Below are 16,580 nucleotides of genomic sequence, written 5' to 3' on the forward strand. Positions count from 1 at the left end.
AGTTAGCGTAAGATATAATATAGATAAATAATTATTGCGTTATACATAAAAATGAAAGATATCAAGGCACTGGACTTCAACCTCCTCAAGGCTCTGGATGCACTACTGGACGAGCGCAACGTGACCCGTGCAGCCATACGACTGGGGGTCACCCAACCCGCGAAGCAGACACCCCACTAAAACCCAAGGACAGCTGCCGTCCGAGCTATCCTTCCCCGCCCTGAACTGCGGGGCTTGTCGCGCACCTGGTCAGCGACTTTGCCGCCATAGTCGGGCTGGGCGGTCGATCACCCCTGGGTTCGTACCCTTTCGCCTGATGACCTTGAGGCCAGCTGGACCATTGCATGATGCGCCCCCCCTGGAACCCCGCCCCCCTTGTCAGCGCCTTTAGGGATATAGTCGCCAGCTGGAGCCGCCCCCCAAGCCTGGCGACAATCCCCACTTTCCCCTCATAAGAGAAAAGCCGACTCAATAGTCGGCTTTTAACGTATCAACATGACATTTTGAAAATTAGCCGATCCAGTGTAATCCCTTGGCCAACTCCCAGCACTTGCTGCCAGCTAACAGACAAGGAATAACCTGAGGACCATAGAGAACAACGTTGCCAACGGCAGTCCAAAAACCGCCACTCGACTCCTCCTCTTCGTCCTGTTCCGCCTCGATTAACGCCTCCTCTTCACTTTCCGGCCATAGCACACTGACCACAAACGCCAGCAGGGCCACGCCCAAACACCCCATATAGCCCAGTTGCAACCAAATTTGAGCCAGCGGGTAAAAATAAAGCGCCAGCAGTACAGCCACCGCCGCAAACACCACATAGCTGGCGAAGAAGCTCACCGAGGTGAAAGGAGAGCGTCCGTGCAGCACGATACGATAGGTAGCCGCCCACCAAAGAAACAATAAACCGCCCCACCAGGAAATTTCAGTCAGCATCGGACACCACCTCTTCACCACTCAAACCCTTCAACATGCGCCAAGCATAAAACAGAGGCAGCACCACCAATAAGACGATCCCCAGCACAATCCACAGCCACATGCCCTTGAATAGCAATATCATGATCAACGAAAAGAGCAGGGCCTGGAGTACGCCTTTGAACAGGCAACGGATCAGCAGGGCTGACTTCATCAAACCCAGTGCGGGCGTTCCCGTTTCCGCCGCCAACGAGGTGAAGCTGGTGATCTCCCGGAGCAATGCCTGCGCCTTCTCCTCTCGCTCCTGCTCTTGCGCTATCAGGCTCTGCAGCGAGACAGGTGAAGAGGGCGCGACACAATACTCCTCATTTTCCTCATCATCCTGTAGTGGCAGAGTACGTCCAATAGACTCCACCCACTGTGGATACGCTCGCTCCAGCTTATCCTTGCTGACCAAGGCATCGTCCACGAAGTGATAGCGCTTCTGCTCACCCACCTGATCAAAGAAGATCTCGACTACTGCCGCCGACAACCCCGCACCAAACCAGGCATGAAGCAGAGGCAATGGAACGCCCGCACTACTGCGCGAATCATAATTGAGAACAAGGTGATCAGAATGACGGGCATATGCGCAGTTACACCACTCATCCTGCCAGCATGCTATCAATAACGGCCCCAGCTCATCCCCCACGGCTGCGGCATGATGCTCTATCGACTCCTGATCCTCTGCCTCCAATGCATTGAGCACGCATTCGGCCGCCTTAAGCTGTTCGCTCTCACTAAAAAAGAGCAATAAATTTTGCGCGTTTTGCGACATGAAAACGTCACCTTATCAAAGAAATATCACCTTGCAGTGCTTCATGGTCGCTGGCTGAACTGTGCCAGTCGAACCTCCCTGTGCGCAGCGAAAAAACCTGCGACTCCTTGCTTGCATCCCCGTGCCCCATGTAGAACGGCAGGGCTACATAGCCCATCCAGCAGCGTAAAGCCATTAGAGACCCAAGCAAAGCCATGTCGCTGATAATTGCGAGATGGGTCGCAGGGCATCCACCTAAGTCAAATAGAAGAGTCAAATAGAAGAGTCAAATAGAAGAGTCAAATAGAAGAGTCAAATAGGACATCCACTTCCAACTTCACCTAGACACCCAATCCAGGATGATATTCATCTGAAATGCATCCATATTCAGTAACAACAGCTAATTGTTTCTTTTTGGGAGGCAAAACAGAGGCGGTGCTTGGCATAACCCAAAAGCCGTCATAAGCGCACAGGCGCCCGGTAAATCGCGTTGGAAACATGCTTAGAATGAGCTCACTGCAACCTCATTTTCGGAACCTTCTGTTTTGCCCTGCAACCATAATTCGACAAGTGCCGGGACACTAAACAAACGACGCCCGCGGGATATAACGTCTTCATCTGTCAGAGCTGACGCCTTTTCTTGATTGATATGAATGACTAGATGACAGTGATTAGCCATCACCTCATAAGCACACAGCTCGATGGCAAAGACTTCTGCCAGCAAGGCTAATCGCTCCAGCACCCAGACCTTGCGATGGCTATAGTCCCGGCCCGTCAAGGCGTCCTCCCCCCACAAGTACGCCCGCCGTACACAACGACAGATACAGTGGTAATAAGGCGTTGACGATGTGCAAATCAGCTGGCTGCGCGGGTCATCATCTACTCCAACAGAACTAGCATGATCAAAGCGCAGGTACTGTTTTTATATACAGCTAGCTGAGATGAATATCCCGTCAGCGTCAGAGCTCTGCCACTAGGACACAACCCTAATGACGGCAAACGGTCACAATGCTGCCATCAAAATGCCATCAAGCCAAAGCAGATTGGACGCTCTTTTTACTCTGCATATTCAAAGGATTTTTATGCACCGGATTTGGCTTGCTTGCGCCCTCACGACCCTGCTACTGAGTGGCTGCAATGACAGTAATAGTGACTCTTCAGCTTCGCCCCTCTCTCCTGCTCCCAGCACTAAGCCGACGACTCCCACTACACCGACTACACCGACTACACCGACTACACCGACTACACCGACTACACCGACAACCCCGGCTCCGGCACTCACCGCCGACCTGGCTCTGGGCAAGACAGCCGGTGGCAAGAATGAAGATGTCGCCGTTTGGACACCCAAGAGCGATAAGGAGGCCGCGCGCCTCTACACTGTGGACAAGAAGCGCGGGCTTGAAGTCTACTCCCTGCAAAGTGGCGCCCTGCTGCACACCCAGGATGATGATATCGACAACGAAGGGGCCACGGGCGTAGATATCCGCTACGGCAGTTTTGGGCACGATATTCTGGCGGTCAGCAATAACAGTGGTTCCCTGCTGTTTTACAGCATTGATGCCGACAACGCCGCCCCGACGTCGCTGGGCAAGCTGGATCTGGAGTTTGAACCCGCTGGCGTCTGCCTCTATCGCCCCCTGTTTGGCGACCAGTTACAAGCCATTACCTTCGATGAAGCGGGTCAGGTACAACAGTGGAAGCTGAAACTGGACAATGGCTCCCTGATCTCGGCCATTGTGGGCGAAGATACCGGTGCGCCGGCACCGGTTCGCACCCTGCAGATCGGCGGTGAAGTCTCAGGCTGTGTGGTGGATGATGAGAAAAATCAGCTCTACCTGGCCGAAGGGGCTGCCGGAGTCTGGCGCTATGGTGCCGATCCCGAGACAGGTCTGGTTCGTCAAATGGTGGACGCCATCGGTCTGGGCGAACTCGAAGAGGTCGAGGATGTCGGGCTCTTTATCGGTGAAGAGGGAACTGGCTATCTGCTGGCGGCCGATAACAGCAAGGGGATACAGGTCTATGATCGCAAAAAGGGCAAGTGGCTCACCACACTGAGCGTTGCCGCCGGTTCCAAGGTAGATGGTGTTGAGGAGTATAACGGCGTCACCAGTAGCCCGGCTGGGCTGCTCATCGAGGATGACAAGGATAGTAAGCTGATCTCTTTGAGCCTGTTGGCCCAAAGCAGCAAACTGACTTGGCAAGCCAAGGATCTGCGCGCCCTGAGTCAGGCGGGTGTGGACCCCATCTATCCGGTAGCAGAAACCCCGGAGATGGATGACGATGGGGATGCCGCCGATGATCCTGCCATCTGGATCAACCCGCAGGATGCCAGCAAGAGCCTGGTGATTGGCACCAACAAGCAGGCTGGTTTGCTGGTCTACGGTCTGGATGGCTCACTCATCCAGCAGCTGGACGATGGCGAGATGAACAACGTGGATCTGCGTGACAATGTAGCGCTGGGCAGCGATCGCATCACGCTGGTTGCCGCCACCAACCGCAGCAGCAACACGGTAGCCCTCTATGCGCTGGATAACAGCACACTGGATAGCCCTCTGACCAAGCTGACCGCCACCGGCAGCAACACCCTGAAAGGTGAACTGCTCTCGGCGGTGGACGAAGTGTATGGTCTGTGCCTCTATCAGGACGATGTCGCCACCTACGTCTACCTCAATGGCAAGGATGGCCACATTGAGCAGTGGCAGATTGGTGGCTCGGCCAAGGCTCCCACGGGCGAGAAGGTACGTACCCTGAGTGTGGCCAGCCAACCTGAAGGATGTGTCGCCGACGATGCCAGCCATACCCTCTATGTAGGTGAAGAAGATGTGGGTATCTGGAGTTTTGATGCCCGTGCTAACGGTGCCAGCACAGCCACCAGTGTCGACAAGGTGGGCAAGGGCAACCTGACCGCCGATGTCGAAGGGTTGACCGTCTATGCCGACGGTAGCCGCAAGTGGCTCATCGCCTCTTCCCAGGGCGACAACAGCTACGCCGTCTACGACATGAATAACAACCACAAGGCTCTGGGACGCTTCGCCCTGCTGGCCAACGATAGCGTGGGCGTCGATGGCACCATGGATACCGACGGCATTGCTGCGGCATCGGGCAATCTGGGCTCGCTCTACCCGCAGGGGATCTTTGTGGCTCAGGATTTCAATAACGTCGATAGCGGTTACGGCAGCGAAAACCAGAACTTCAAGTTTGCGTCCATGGCCGAGATCATCAGCGCCATCGAGGCCAAGTAAGCCTCAGGGCAAGGGGCCAGAACAACTGACATCTCGCGGTTAAAGGCCCTTTGCCCCTATCCTGGTTAGGTATCAATCCGAAACTCACTCTTGGGTTTCGGATTTTATTTTCAGCCGCCTCATAGACCGGATGCGACCGCAGAATGGTGCAAATATGAAGTCGGATGGACCGCTTACCGCAGAGCAGATCTACTCATCACTAGCCTTAAGTGAGGCGCCTGCATCAATGGATAGTTGGGCGAGTAATGCTTGTTGCTGCTCCCGTGTCTTCGTTACGCAAAGCCGCAGGATTTGGGCCTGCACGTCATCATCACAATAGAAATAAGCCACCGGAAAACCCAGCTCCTGGGCGATGCGTTGCATCGTCTGATAGTCAGGGGCGTGTTTGCCTTTTTCGTACTGATTCATTCTGGCGCTAGCCGAGCTCTGTTCCATACCTAAGCGCATACCCAGCTGTTGTTGTGTCAGGCCCGCAGCCTTTCGCGCGACTTTCAGTCTGATGGGGAGAGGGTTTGTCATCGGTATCTGCTGGCTGAGGTTTTCTTGATGTTATACGAACAAGCGCGCTAAGGAGAGCTTAGCTTCAGCCGTTTATGGTGAGAGAAGCTGTGGCCTATCAATCGGATGAGCACCGCCAGAACGCATACAGGCCAGCAAATCCAACACCTTCTTCTTGGCTTCAGATTTGTCTCTTGTTCTGAGTGTTTTCTTGATTTCTTTGCGTCTACCGCAGGGCAGCGTGGAAGTACCAGATACCGCGGGGATAACTTAAGCCAGAGACGGCCAGAGATTCATTGAGGTTGCCTCCAGTTCGCCCAGATAAAGTGGATGACCAAACGGGCTTGGAGGGGATTTTAGAGCTAACTTATTGATGAACTAGAAATGGTGGAGGCTCTGCAAGCCACATCCCGGCACTCGAAGGACTCGCCTTGGCTGCTACCTTCCGGTCCTGACCAGGTCGACGAGATTCCGATGCGGGAGGACCAACAGAGCCAAAAGCATATGATAAATAAGAAAATATATCAGATTGCTTTCTGGCGTATCGCTCCAACACTCATTTGTAAATCAACAAGCTTATCAAAATCACAAGCGAGTTGGTCATCCACATAAAGTGGACAAGTTAGATTTCTTCACGGCAAGAATACATCAGCATCGTTGTTGAATACACCTAAAAGCTTCGCAATATTGAGTCAATTGCAGATGCAATGGGGTGGGAATAGAAGTATGCGACATCGTCTAACGAACGAAGATTGTTGGAAATTTAGAACAAACTCAGGGGTGTTTATGTCTTATTGCAACGGGTTTATTCGAGATGAAACCTGCAAAGTTTATCTGTTCTTATAGTAAGACTATGGCGCTAATGACAACCAACGTCAAAGATGGCCAAAACAGGCCTAGATTGGCCCATATGTGCAACCCGCAACAGCCCAATGCTGTCCAGTCTACTGCCCCACCATAGCATAACGACTCAATAAAACGTCCAAGCCACATCGGGGCAAGTCCCGTTTGCGACTGGAGGGCGGGCAACAGGGCAATCGAGGTCCAGAACAACAAAAAACTCAATATCAACTTTCGCCGAAGGGTCATGGCATACTCCTATACGTTGCTTACGTCTATTTTAAAGCCTCAAGTTGGGCAGTTGGAGCACCTATCCCAACAACTGATTTGATATCATTGGCCAATTGGTTTCAGCCCCGAGGGTAGTTACAACAAATGTTCGATATGCGAAGCGTTGGATACAAGGAAAACCATGAGCGGTCCGCAAGCGATCTCATGTCTGTCCTCGAAGTTGCCGATCTGCTGATAGATACAGCTGGTGGTATGGATGCTTTTATTGATCGAGTCGGTCGTCTACTTCGACGGGCCGTCGATGAGGTCATTGATATGCCCAGAACAGGCCGCTGGTCTCTTGATGAGTTAGATGGTCCAGAAAAAACCTACGTGGGTACAAAGGTTGAGATCTTGTTCCGGCATGAATTTCAATTCAAGTACGGTGATAAAATGGATCTTCGTATCGGTGACTATGAAGTAGACATCAAGAACACAATAAAAGGGACATGGATGATCCCTAGTGAAGCGATTGATCATCACTGCCTTCTCATTCAAGAAAACGATAAAAAAGCAACATTCAGTGTTGGGGTGGTTTTCTGCTCGATTGATGTTTTGACGAAAGGGATGAATCGAGATCAAAAACGCAGCATAAGTCAGGGGCATCCAGCAATCTACTGGATATGCCGTCATGCAAACATGCCTCCAAATTTTTTTGAGGCTCTTGACCCAGCCGTAAGGGTACAGTTAACCGATAGATTTGCATCTGGCGCTGAGCGAATTCGTAGATTGTTGCGATTAGTTCACAACAAGCCGTTCTCGCGTTGGGTTATAGAATCAATAGCTCAGCAGCAAGATCCGCTGAAGAGGTTAAGAAAAAACGGAGGGGCGCGAGACGTACTTGAGAAGGAAGGGATCCTAATACTGGGCGGTAAGTATGACCGAGAGTTATTAGACCAGTATGGTTTTTGTCATATCAAGGATGACGAATGGGTTGCAGTAAAAAAAGAGGGATGACCCTCTTTTTCCATTCACAAGCAACGTTCTAGGCTGCTTTACGTTGCTTAGCCTTTCGCAAGGCTTTAATAATTTCCCGTCCAACAGCTTCAGAAACTGGAGGAGGAAATGCATTACCTACTTGGCGATAGCTTGCAGTTTTCTTACCACAAAAGAACCACCAATCAGGAAAACCCTGGATCCTAGCTGCCATCCTTACCGTTAACAGGGGCATACCTTCTAATCCCTCCTTTGCCCCGGTAAATCCAGGCTCTGGAGGCTCATTTCCGATTTTATGTCCGTTAACCGCAAGTTCTTGCCACTGTTTCTTGGCTCGTGTCGGACCAAGATCTGGCCCACCATGCTTTTTAGAACCACCAACCAGAGTTGGAGCGATCCTATTAGCTTTTTCTCTCCACGCTGCAGCACCTTCCCACCCGTTTGAGGCCATTAAGTCATATAAGGCATCACCAACAGTAGGTGCAGCTTCACGCGAGATATCTGGCCAACTGAAAAGATGAAAAACATCCTTTTTTAAGGCAACCAAAATCACTCTAGGACGCAGTTGTGGTACCCCAAAGTCTGAAGCCTGTAACAATCGCCATTCGCATTCATAGCCCATCTTGTATAACTGCTGACGGATCTGCTCTCTGTATTTATCAAACTTAGCCTCAAGCAAACCAGGCACATTTTCTAGCATCACGGCATTGGGCTTAATGATTGATACGATTTCAAGAGCTGTGGGAAACAAATCTCTCTCGTCGTTCTGCCCTAACTGCTTGCCTGCTTTTGAAAATGGAGGACATGGCACACCACCAGCGACCAAATCGACCAGACCTTCATAACGGTGAGCTTCATTTTTAGCAAATTCAATAACATCACCATTTATGATGTCTTCCCACCCTAGATCATGTACTTGATTATTGTGTTCAAGAGTCTGACAAGCGGCTGGTTCAATCTCGATCAGAGCCTTATGTTTGAAACCTGCTAGATGAAGCCCAAGAGCTTGACCTCCGGCTCCCGCACATAACTCAATCGATGTAAACATTTTTAATTCCTCTTTTGCTGGTCGGGCATTCTACCAGACACTATACAAACTAATAATACTGTATATATGCACATATTCCAGTATGTCTGTTATGGAAATCTAAGTTATTCTTTTATGTTGTCGAAAATATGCTGCTTCAATCGTTCGTTGCAGACACTGTTGATCGATTTTCACCCAAGGCGTAACATACTAAAGACCCAAACAACTCTGGATATGTCATGGCTACCAATACTGGCAATGGTTATCGTCAAGGCTCCGTTAAAGACCGCACTCAAGTGCAAAACCCCATCAACGGTAACTACACCAAACGGGACACCGAAACTGGACGGTTCATCGAGCAGAAGCAAGGTGGAGAGCCCTTCAAGGGAGTGGCTAGGGAAGTTGACGACCGCCGTAAGTGAGGTGCCAATGTCTGAGCTTTGTCGTTGTGGCCTGCCACTCAACCATTCTGTCACCTTATACGAGCATGGTCAGCAGCTTAAGAGTTGCCCCAACTGCTCTGAGTTAGCGGGCCAGCATGTCTTCTACCGGGCGGGAGAGTTCGGTGACCGACGGATGGCCGGGGTGGTTCGCATCCAGTCTTGGTGTCGGGGCTGTCGGGCCAAGCAGCAGTACACGTTGCAGGCCATCAAACGGTGCTAAATAAGGAGCCTTGCGGCTCCTTCTGTTACATTACTTTCCGGTTGCAATCGAGACAACCTCAATCACAACCAGCATCAACAAAAGCCAGGACATACTGAGTACCCTTTTTAGTTTTGCTCCGGCATGAGCCGCTTGTAGAATGTTCCCGCAGCCAACTCGTTTCTAATCCGGTAGCCAGATACCTCGTCAAGCCATTTTACCGCCACATGAACGCTATGCCCCACCTCTGGGTTTTGCACGACGGGAGCTCCTGCCATAACTTCAAACACGCGGTCTTGGTGCCAAATCACCGCCCCCGGTTGCACATCCAACGGGTAGTCAGAGGTCAACTGTAACGGTGCACAGTCAGGCGTGTGGTGTAGATAGTAGTAAATCATAGGTTCCTCTCTTGGTGTCGTTTGGTCTATAAAGGGACTCGCGTCGTGAGCCATTCGATGAACAGTTGCTTTTCTGGATCGCCACAACCAGACTCGTTCCCTAGTGCCACCCCTTGATCCATACTTAGCTTCATTTGCAACTTCAGGTAGTCTATGTTGACCTCGCCCAGCAAGGCTTGCATGACATCGGTTCGCCCTACCTCATCCGCCCTTTGCATCAGATACGCCCATTCATTTCGGTTATCACCGGATGTGTTAGCCTTGCAAGCCAATGCGATCCCATACCAGTAACTCCCGGTTCTCAACTTGATGACCAGCTCCTGAGGCGTGTCGGCATAGGCTGGCATGGCGAAGAGCATAAGGAAGAGGACCCCGCCCCTTATCATAGCCATGTGTTTTTTATCCAATGGAACACGGCAATAAAGGGATAGAAGAACAGATGGATGTTCGTCCACAGGAGCAGTGGCCCCATTAATCCCAATTGCAACAAGCAGATAACCGGAGTGGCATACTTCCGATGCTCATCAATCTCGGGGTGACTGTCGACCAAGGCATCATGAGTCGCCCCACACGGCACCAGATACATGGCAAACAGGCCACCCCACATCAGCACGTTGGCTATCACATCGTAGACCTCGGTGAGGTAACGACGATCTACGCTAATGTCGTGCTCGAAAACGTATAGGCTGACAAACACTTTGCAGATGGTCCCAATCGTGGTCACTGCGATGATGACCTTCATGGTCATTGATTTGATGTTCACCATGTCGGCGTCGTTATAGATCGCCATCAAGCGTTTCTCAAAAGCGATGTAGAGCAGCAACGCCCAGTGGCCCATGCTAAGTAGCACGACGACCCCGCCGAGTGGCAGTACCCAGACACTCCTGTCCATCTCTGCGGGTATCACGACTAGCAATGCAAAAAGGTAAATCAGCATGATCGCCGCTAGGCAGGCTACTGTCGCTTCGAGGAGGGTCATCAGATAGTGGTTCCGGCTGCAGATACCCCCTCGTTTAAACGGGTTATGGTTTACGTCGTTGTGATAGTGCGTTGCTTGGGTCACCTCCCGTAGCCACATCATGTGTCGGTCAAAGAGGTTGAGCTTCTTGCGAGCTGGTTGGGGGGGCATAGGGTCCGCATCGGGTACAGCGTGTATTTCTGGTTCCTGCATGTTGCTACTCCGTTAGTGTTGATATGAGCTGGCCTCACGACCAGCTTCTCCCTGAATTTCTCAATATGCGTTGTACGCTCGATACGCTGATACCCAGGCGTCGTGCTGCCTCCGCCTTGGGAACCCCGCTATCGATTAGACTTAACACCTCGTTACCCTTAGCCATGGCGGTCGGTTTGCGGCCTTTGTAGACCCCTCGCTCCTTGGCCAGGGCAATCCCTTCGGCTTGTCGCTCTAGCATCAACTCCCGCTCGAACGTGGCAATGGCCCCAATCATGGTGAGCATCAGCTTTCCCGTCGGGGTCGAGGTGTCGATGCCCAGGTTAAGGACCCGTAGCGAGACCTTCTTCTTGTGCAAGAACTCCGAGATTTCCAGCAGATGCCGGGTGTTTCTCGCCAGTCGGTCCAGCTTGGTGACCAGCACCACATCACTCTCCCGCACAAACTCGAGCAACTGTTTAAGCTGGGGCCGGTCGTCCTTGGCTCCACTCTCCTTTTCCTGGAACACTTTGTCGCAACCCTGCAGGGCATGCAGTTGAGCATCCAGGCTTTGCCCAACGGTACTGACTCGTGCGTAACCTACCAGTGCCATGGTTTCCCTCCTGGTCAATAGGGCAAGGTACACTGACTCGACCGGTCAAAAGCCTGCAAACCACCCTATTGACCGGCTATTACGGCCTGTTTCGGGGGCGTCACAAGGGCTTGACCTATTGACGTATGCCAGTGGTTGAAATGAAAACGGGCCAATCCTGTGAGGGACGGCCCGCTTGGGGAACGACAGCGTTATCTGTCGATTGATGGTTGCTTAAGGGGTGAACAACCCGAGGTGCATGAGGGGGACCTCAATGAGGTCGGGTTGCCCCCTTACTCATGGCAAACAGGTTATCTCGCAACAACCGTTGCCGTTCGACCGGTGTGGTCTGTGAGCCGTGGCGGTACTGACGGGCCAACAACAGCATGCCGGAGGTCAGTAACACGGTTACAGAAGTTACAAGCAGTGTCTTGTTCATGGGTATTCCTCAGAGTTCATTTGAAAGTACATCGGGGGCATGTAGCGGGCCATCAGGGCATTCGCAATGACTGACGCAAATGCCGTCAAGGCAGCCTTTAGGGCATCCAACAGTAGGGTTTTCCAAAACACATTCATGGCGTCTTACTTCTCCGTAGTCACATTGAGCTGATAGACCTCCCTCTGGCAGTAGGTTAGAAAGTTCTCTTCCCAGCACAGGTAGAGGTCGGTGAAGTCGGCCAGGGGCCGCTCTCCAAGCCAGGGTAGAAAGCCCACCCCAGCGTTGAAGTCAAAATCCACATCCTTCTCCAGCTCAGCAAACCCAGGGGGCCCGAAGTAGGCAAAGTCCGTGATGTAGGCTAACTGCCAGCACGCCTGTCGGTGCTCTAAGCGGATTTCTACTGGGTGGTAACCGCCTTGCTCTGGTGAGTAGCTCGGGTCACGAAAACTCAAGATGATGGCTGACGCGGTGGGGTGTTCATGAATGGCAGCATCAAGCATGCCCCGCATCATGGCTGACAGAGGAAGGGCAAAGGGCGTCATAGCCACCCCCGCTCAGCAAACGAAACGGTCTGCCCTCCCCCCACGACCAGGTGGTCGAGCACCCGGATATCCACCAAGGACATGGCGGCGGTCAGTCGGTCGGTTAAGGAGCGGTCTGCTTGAGAGGGCTCTGGCTCACCAGATGGATGGTTATGAGCAAAAATGACCGCTGCCGCATTATGCTTGAGGGCCATTTTGACGACTTCACGAGGGTAAACGGATGCGGCGTTGATGGTGCCTCGAAACATCTCCTCGGTAGCCAGCAGTTGATTCTGGTTATCCAAAAACAGCACAAGGAACACCTCGTACTCTTTGGGACCCAGTTGGGCGGTTAGGTAGTGTCGGGTGTCTTGCGGACTGCTGAGTTTGCCTTGGCGGACCAGGCGTTCGAGCATGATTTCGCTGGCCTTCTCTAGCACCTGGTCGGCAGTGAGCGGGCCTTGGATAACATAGGATGTGGTTGGCATGGGAAAGCTCCGTGATAGTGGTCATCACATTGCTTATGCCCAAACAGCGGAGCAATATTGGATTGGTTAGGCGGTATAAGGAGGGTACGGGCATCCTATGGCGTGGGGATGGGGAGCCTTTTTATGGTTGTTACCGTTGTTACCGTGTAACTTTTTGATTAGCGATGGAATTTGGGAGATTACAGAGGTCACATTGGGGACAAAAACGGGGCGCGAGGCCCCGATATGATCATGACGCGAGCTGAGGTCGGTTATGAAAATGAATAACCAGCTCAGGAGAGGATGGTTCTTGGTAGACAACCCTATGATTTAGCAGCTCTTGAAGAACAAGTTGGTGATACATTTGGGCGATACTTGCCAATATTTGTTCATTTCTGGACCAAAGTTGTACACCGCTTCTGTACACCCAGTTCTTGTTGCTATTAGGATAGATACCAAACGCTCGACTGTTGAGTTCTGTCACTACATTGCGGCGAAACTCCTCGGACAGATCAAAATCCAACTCTATCCGCAAGCGAAAGGTCCCGTTAGACCCCCTCTCGATCCAACAATATGGAATATTGTTATACCAGTATAAGACTCGGTGCAATCGACCAGCGCTAGGATCTCTCATGTAAGAATTGGTCATTATTCTATTCATTCTTTGCATCTCATTTCTCCTAGGCCACACAAACAAGATCATGTCGATAACACAAGATGGTCTGACGCATGGCATTTGCTAGCTCCCTTGCCCTACGGATATTGGCACAACGCAGTACCATTCCTGTCTCTGTCAGATGAACTGAACTTCCAACCCCTTCTTTGACCCGGTAACGCTGCCCCAAAATCTTCATGAGATCTTTCAGTTCATTATCGACAGAGCAGATGCACTCAACCTTCACCCCGAAGCCATAGCCGACATTGTTAATAATGATGGCAAGCCTCTCTTGCTCAAGTGCTGTTGCCACGGCGTCTATAACCTTACTCAGCTCTAGTAAACCAGGGGTATCGTAGGAAGAAATCTCAATATTTTTGTGAAGAATTTTCATCATTGCCCCCTTATGCAACGGCTGTATTTGTGGCTGGTTGCTCATCAGTTTGGTCATCCAGTACGGCTCTTTTGATGTGGTACACCCGTAAGGCATTTCCCTGAATCTTTTTGACTTTGGAGGCTGAGGTTCCATTCTTAACCAACAACTCATAGTCACTTAGCACCTTTTCCACTTCGCGAATTTCCAGACCTTTGCAGATATGCTCGCGAAACGGCTTAGGCAGCATGAAGTAGTCTCCCGAATTGTCGGTATATCCCCACACCTCGAACGGTGATGCTCCATCTAGACCATGTAGATCTATGATTTTGGCTTTCCATTGCACCAATCGATCTCTCAATGTGGCCAAGATTACATCCGACTCCTGAGACTCTGTACTTCCCCGTTGGGCCAACCAAGCGTCAAAGCAAACTTTGGCTCCCCATCGGGCTTGCCCTACGGGCCAGCCCGTGATATTGAGCTCATTTGCTAACTCACCTGCGGCTGCCACTATGGCAAATCGTTGTGCAACACGTTTTATCTGGGGATCAACTGTCGATGCTAATTGAAGGGAATCAATAAACTCCGCCACCAAAACATTCAGTCGTTGCGTGTTATTACTCACATCCATACTGAACTGATTGATGAACCCCAGAGCCGCCGAGCCAAAAAGCTCTCCAGCATAACGTTTGATTGCTTGTGCCATCTGGTTCCCATCCTCGTATCCTCTGATTTCATCGAATACGCCAAATCCCTTACCGGCATCTGCTGGAATATCAATAAAACGAACACTTTGACCACCACGCTCAGTGATCCCGGCTTGCTCCAATATCCCAGCCAAGGAGACCTCTCCAGCAGATAGGAACAAAAGCTGCCAGCTAACCCGTTTGGCTAAAGACCCGTTTTGTTTGGCTCGCTGTTTTCCTTCACCGTTTCCCAGCATATAAATGGCCTCTCCAGCAACCTTTGGATTGGTCTCAGCAAGCTGACTGAGTTCATCCAGAACAAGAAGGCTGTGATTATGAGCCGATGCAATACCTTCAAGACCATTAGCGGTTGCTCGCCAGCGGGCCAGAGTTGAACCGCTGGACATCACCGACTGGGCCAATTGTAAAATGGTTGTTTTGCCCCGACTGCTACCACAACGAAAGTGAAAACCACCAGACTCACCAAACAAAAATGGTAGAACTATGGCCCCAAATGCTGCTGATGTAGCAAAAAGTAATCGGCTATTATTGATACAAAGTGAAGCCAGTTTTGTTTGCCAATCACTCAGAGCTCCTTGAGCGGGGAAACCTCCATTTTCCAACTCATTACTGTTGGCATCCTGATAGATGATGTTTTGAGCATCTGAGCCAATAGCTCCTTGCTTGGTCACATAGGTGTTGTCATACCAACCGACTTTGTTGGCACATAACAGGCGTTTCCTGGGGTTACACTGCAATAGATAACTCTTTATGAATCGGCTATCACTGAGAGGAACAAGTCCTTTGTTGAGTAAATCACCCAACCAAGCAGCATTATCCATCGCAAGTGTCTCCATGGTCATAGTAAACAGATGCTTGTTGCCATCTTGATCAATGAGCTCCAGAAGTCTTCCCCACGAATTCCCACGATGAGAGCGAGTCAACGCCACAACCCGCAGGTATGAACAAAGTGCTGTGTGTTGTTCTCGGGTTTTACCTTCACCATCTCTCACTAGTTTCACTTGAAATATGGTGCCATCTTGCAGCATGTAACCTGAAGGTATGCCACCTAGAGCCAATACAGCGTTTACTTGTTGTTGTACTTCGTCAGAACCTTCACGAGTAGCTAAGTCGTTGAAATCTGTAGGTTGGCCTTCTAAGTCCTTGAACCTTGGAATGCATACTAAGCCATTAACCTGCTTGGCTGCACTCCTGGCGGCTTCAACCCCAGGATTCCGATTGGGATCCTTGTGACAGTCATTATCCGCACACAGGACCAGTGTGGAATGTGGATACAGTGCAGAGAGAGTTCTAGCGACTACACTCATATTGCCGCAATTGACCGCCATCACAGAGGTATACCCTGTAGTTGCGAATAACGTCGCAGTTGTGGCATAGCCTTCAGCGATTAAAATGTAGTCATTACTCCCTTGGATCATAAAATGAGAACCTTGGGCCTTTCCTCCCTTTGCCAGCTTTTTCGTACCGTCAGCATCGATGGTTTGTACCGTCATCAACTTACCCACACCATTGCAAAGGGGGATGACTAAGTCACCCTTATGTGGGTCCAACCTTAAACCATATGCCTGTACATTTTTCCTCTGTAAGTAAGGGTGCTTGTCTGTCGCAGAGACTGCAGCAGACCATTGGGCCTCCAATCGCTTAGCTGATTCCTGATGGACAAGATCTATGTCTTTTTGACGGTTCTGTCTCACCTCTTCGATATACTTATGTAGTTCTTCAAGTTGTTTTGGTGACCGTCCTTCCTTATTCCAAACCCACAGTGATTTCTTGTCAGGATCATGCCAATCACCATACTGAGCAGCCTCTAGCTCACCACTAGTGTTGTTAAACAGGATGGCAAAACCAGATCGTGCTCCTTTTTTATCCAAAGGTGTTTGGAATCGTGAGATATTGTTCTCTTCAATCACCAACGGTTCTTGACACACTTTGATGCCATAAGTGTGTAAGTGTTGCGTTAGGGTATTGATACGACTTTCATACAATGTATTCATAGTTACTCCATACTTGTTGACGCTCACCACATGAATTGTGGAAGCCAGGGGAGTATTCTCCGTATACCATTTAGCCGCATCTCTAGGGTTTCAAACCCCCGATTTGCAAAAAATCATCATT

Annotated in this window: 18 protein-coding genes and 1 other RNA gene; 5 read left to right on the top strand and 14 right to left on the bottom strand. The window is 50.8% G+C overall.

Features of this window, described 5'->3' with window-relative positions; translation table 11 throughout:
* Positions 1-51 precede the first annotated feature (51 nt).
* Positions 52-180 (top strand): LysR family transcriptional regulator, encoded by a 129-nt coding sequence (locus ACZYTD_RS04355; protein WP_463889696.1) that lies wholly within the window; start codon positions 52-54, stop codon positions 178-180.
* A gap of 330 nt (positions 181-510) precedes the next feature.
* Here ACZYTD_RS04355 and ACZYTD_RS04360 read toward each other — a convergent pair whose 3' ends face one another.
* The 3 genes from ACZYTD_RS04360 to ACZYTD_RS04370 form a co-directional block, all read right to left on the bottom strand.
* Positions 511-933, bottom strand: coding sequence for a hypothetical protein (locus ACZYTD_RS04360; protein ID WP_463889699.1), 423 nt, complete (start codon positions 931-933; stop codon positions 511-513).
* Complete coding sequence (locus ACZYTD_RS04365) at positions 923-1,729, bottom strand: hypothetical protein (RefSeq protein ID WP_463889702.1); 807 nt, start codon at positions 1,727-1,729, stop codon at positions 923-925. The genes ACZYTD_RS04360 and ACZYTD_RS04365 overlap by 11 nt, the downstream gene beginning before the upstream one ends.
* A gap of 481 nt (positions 1,730-2,210) precedes the next feature.
* Positions 2,211-2,486 (bottom strand): hypothetical protein, encoded by a 276-nt coding sequence (locus ACZYTD_RS04370; protein ID WP_463889704.1) that lies wholly within the window; start codon positions 2,484-2,486, stop codon positions 2,211-2,213.
* Positions 2,487-2,790: 304 nt separating this feature from the next.
* Between ACZYTD_RS04370 and ACZYTD_RS04375 the strand changes: the two genes are divergently transcribed.
* Entirely contained in the window at positions 2,791-4,950 is a 2,160-nt protein-coding gene (locus tag ACZYTD_RS04375) for a phytase (protein WP_463889707.1), read from the top strand.
* Positions 4,951-5,139: 189 nt separating this feature from the next.
* Here the strand turns inward: ACZYTD_RS04375 and ACZYTD_RS04380 are convergent, their stop codons facing one another.
* A complete protein-coding gene (locus ACZYTD_RS04380) occupies positions 5,140-5,469 on the bottom strand; it encodes a helix-turn-helix domain-containing protein (RefSeq protein ID WP_463889710.1) in 330 nt (109 codons plus the stop codon).
* A gap of 373 nt (positions 5,470-5,842) precedes the next feature.
* Positions 5,843-5,939: signal recognition particle sRNA small type (gene ffs / locus ACZYTD_RS04385), an RNA gene on the bottom strand.
* A gap of 784 nt (positions 5,940-6,723) precedes the next feature.
* On the opposite strand from ffs, the gene ACZYTD_RS04390 reads away from it, so the two are divergent.
* A complete protein-coding gene (locus tag ACZYTD_RS04390) occupies positions 6,724-7,515 on the top strand; it encodes a NaeI family type II restriction endonuclease (RefSeq protein WP_463889712.1) in 792 nt (263 codons plus the stop codon).
* A 28-nt stretch (positions 7,516-7,543) separates the two neighbouring features.
* Here ACZYTD_RS04390 and ACZYTD_RS04395 read toward each other — a convergent pair whose 3' ends face one another.
* Positions 7,544-8,542 carry a DNA cytosine methyltransferase gene (locus ACZYTD_RS04395; RefSeq protein ID WP_463889715.1) on the bottom strand — a complete coding sequence of 333 codons (999 nt, stop codon included), beginning with the start codon at positions 8,540-8,542 and terminating at the stop codon, positions 7,544-7,546.
* Positions 8,543-8,760: 218 nt separating this feature from the next.
* On the opposite strand from ACZYTD_RS04395, the gene ACZYTD_RS04400 reads away from it, so the two are divergent.
* Positions 8,761-8,943, top strand: coding sequence for a hypothetical protein (locus ACZYTD_RS04400; protein WP_463889718.1), 183 nt, complete (start codon positions 8,761-8,763; stop codon positions 8,941-8,943).
* Positions 8,944-8,950: 7 nt separating this feature from the next.
* Positions 8,951-9,184 (top strand): hypothetical protein, encoded by a 234-nt coding sequence (locus ACZYTD_RS04405; protein ID WP_463889720.1) that lies wholly within the window; start codon positions 8,951-8,953, stop codon positions 9,182-9,184.
* Between the two features lie 403 nt (positions 9,185-9,587).
* Here ACZYTD_RS04405 and ACZYTD_RS04410 read toward each other — a convergent pair whose 3' ends face one another.
* The 8 genes from ACZYTD_RS04410 to ACZYTD_RS04445 form a co-directional block, all read right to left on the bottom strand.
* Positions 9,588-9,953 (bottom strand): hypothetical protein, encoded by a 366-nt coding sequence (locus ACZYTD_RS04410; protein WP_463889722.1) that lies wholly within the window; start codon positions 9,951-9,953, stop codon positions 9,588-9,590.
* Entirely contained in the window at positions 9,944-10,732 is a 789-nt protein-coding gene (locus ACZYTD_RS04415; protein WP_463889724.1) for a hypothetical protein, read from the bottom strand. Before ACZYTD_RS04415 ends, ACZYTD_RS04410 begins: the two co-directional genes overlap by 10 nt.
* A 34-nt stretch (positions 10,733-10,766) precedes the next feature.
* The gene (locus ACZYTD_RS04420) at positions 10,767-11,324 is read right to left on the bottom strand and encodes a recombinase family protein (protein WP_463889726.1); all 558 of its coding nucleotides are present in this window, start codon (positions 11,322-11,324) and stop codon (positions 10,767-10,769) included.
* 250 nt (positions 11,325-11,574) lie between these two features.
* Positions 11,575-11,742: a hypothetical protein gene (locus ACZYTD_RS04425; protein ID WP_463889728.1), complete on the bottom strand. Its 168-nt coding sequence runs from the start codon at positions 11,740-11,742 to the stop codon at positions 11,575-11,577.
* Between the two features lie 143 nt (positions 11,743-11,885).
* Positions 11,886-12,284: a DUF2787 family protein gene (locus tag ACZYTD_RS04430; protein ID WP_463889730.1), complete on the bottom strand. Its 399-nt coding sequence runs from the start codon at positions 12,282-12,284 to the stop codon at positions 11,886-11,888.
* The gene (gene radC / locus ACZYTD_RS04435) at positions 12,281-12,751 is read right to left on the bottom strand and encodes a RadC family protein (protein ID WP_463889732.1); all 471 of its coding nucleotides are present in this window, start codon (positions 12,749-12,751) and stop codon (positions 12,281-12,283) included. The genes ACZYTD_RS04430 and radC overlap by 4 nt, the downstream gene beginning before the upstream one ends.
* 659 nt (positions 12,752-13,410) lie before the next feature.
* On the bottom strand, positions 13,411-13,836 hold the full coding sequence (locus tag ACZYTD_RS04440; protein ID WP_463889734.1) for a hypothetical protein: 426 nt from the start codon (positions 13,834-13,836) through the stop codon (positions 13,411-13,413).
* Positions 13,790-16,459: a DUF927 domain-containing protein gene (locus tag ACZYTD_RS04445; protein ID WP_463889736.1), complete on the bottom strand. Its 2,670-nt coding sequence runs from the start codon at positions 16,457-16,459 to the stop codon at positions 13,790-13,792. The genes ACZYTD_RS04440 and ACZYTD_RS04445 overlap by 47 nt, the downstream gene beginning before the upstream one ends.
* Positions 16,460-16,580: the final 121 nt, after the last annotated feature.

Source organism: Pseudaeromonas sp. HNCC25DJ180 (genome assembly GCF_055413345.1).

Bases quoted from the DNA above. Each gene is read 5' to 3' on its own strand.
- ACZYTD_RS04380 (WP_463889710.1), bottom strand. From the start codon at position 5,469: ATGACAAACCCTCTCCCCATCAGACTGAAAGTCGCGCGAAAGGCTGCG.
- ACZYTD_RS04410 (WP_463889722.1), bottom strand. From the start codon at position 9,953: ATGGCTATGATAAGGGGCGGGGTCCTCTTCCTTATGCTCTTCGCCATG.
- ACZYTD_RS04415 (WP_463889724.1), bottom strand. From the start codon at position 10,732: ATGCAGGAACCAGAAATACACGCTGTACCCGATGCGGACCCTATGCCC.
- ACZYTD_RS04360 (WP_463889699.1), bottom strand. From the start codon at position 933: ATGCTGACTGAAATTTCCTGGTGGGGCGGTTTATTGTTTCTTTGGTGG.
- ACZYTD_RS04365 (WP_463889702.1), bottom strand. From the start codon at position 1,729: ATGTCGCAAAACGCGCAAAATTTATTGCTCTTTTTTAGTGAGAGCGAA.
- ACZYTD_RS04430 (WP_463889730.1), bottom strand. From the start codon at position 12,284: ATGACGCCCTTTGCCCTTCCTCTGTCAGCCATGATGCGGGGCATGCTT.
- ACZYTD_RS04440 (WP_463889734.1), bottom strand. From the start codon at position 13,836: ATGACCAAACTGATGAGCAACCAGCCACAAATACAGCCGTTGCATAAG.
- ACZYTD_RS04400 (WP_463889718.1), top strand. From the start codon at position 8,761: ATGGCTACCAATACTGGCAATGGTTATCGTCAAGGCTCCGTTAAAGAC.
- ACZYTD_RS04375 (WP_463889707.1), top strand. From the start codon at position 2,791: ATGCACCGGATTTGGCTTGCTTGCGCCCTCACGACCCTGCTACTGAGT.
- ACZYTD_RS04390 (WP_463889712.1), top strand. From the start codon at position 6,724: ATGTCTGTCCTCGAAGTTGCCGATCTGCTGATAGATACAGCTGGTGGT.
- ACZYTD_RS04395 (WP_463889715.1), bottom strand. From the start codon at position 8,542: ATGTTTACATCGATTGAGTTATGTGCGGGAGCCGGAGGTCAAGCTCTT.
- ACZYTD_RS04355 (WP_463889696.1), top strand. From the start codon at position 52: ATGAAAGATATCAAGGCACTGGACTTCAACCTCCTCAAGGCTCTGGAT.
- ACZYTD_RS04405 (WP_463889720.1), top strand. From the start codon at position 8,951: ATGTCTGAGCTTTGTCGTTGTGGCCTGCCACTCAACCATTCTGTCACC.
- ACZYTD_RS04425 (WP_463889728.1), bottom strand. From the start codon at position 11,742: ATGAACAAGACACTGCTTGTAACTTCTGTAACCGTGTTACTGACCTCC.
- ACZYTD_RS04420 (WP_463889726.1), bottom strand. From the start codon at position 11,324: ATGGCACTGGTAGGTTACGCACGAGTCAGTACCGTTGGGCAAAGCCTG.
- radC (WP_463889732.1), bottom strand. From the start codon at position 12,751: ATGCCAACCACATCCTATGTTATCCAAGGCCCGCTCACTGCCGACCAG.
- ACZYTD_RS04445 (WP_463889736.1), bottom strand. From the start codon at position 16,459: ATGAATACATTGTATGAAAGTCGTATCAATACCCTAACGCAACACTTA.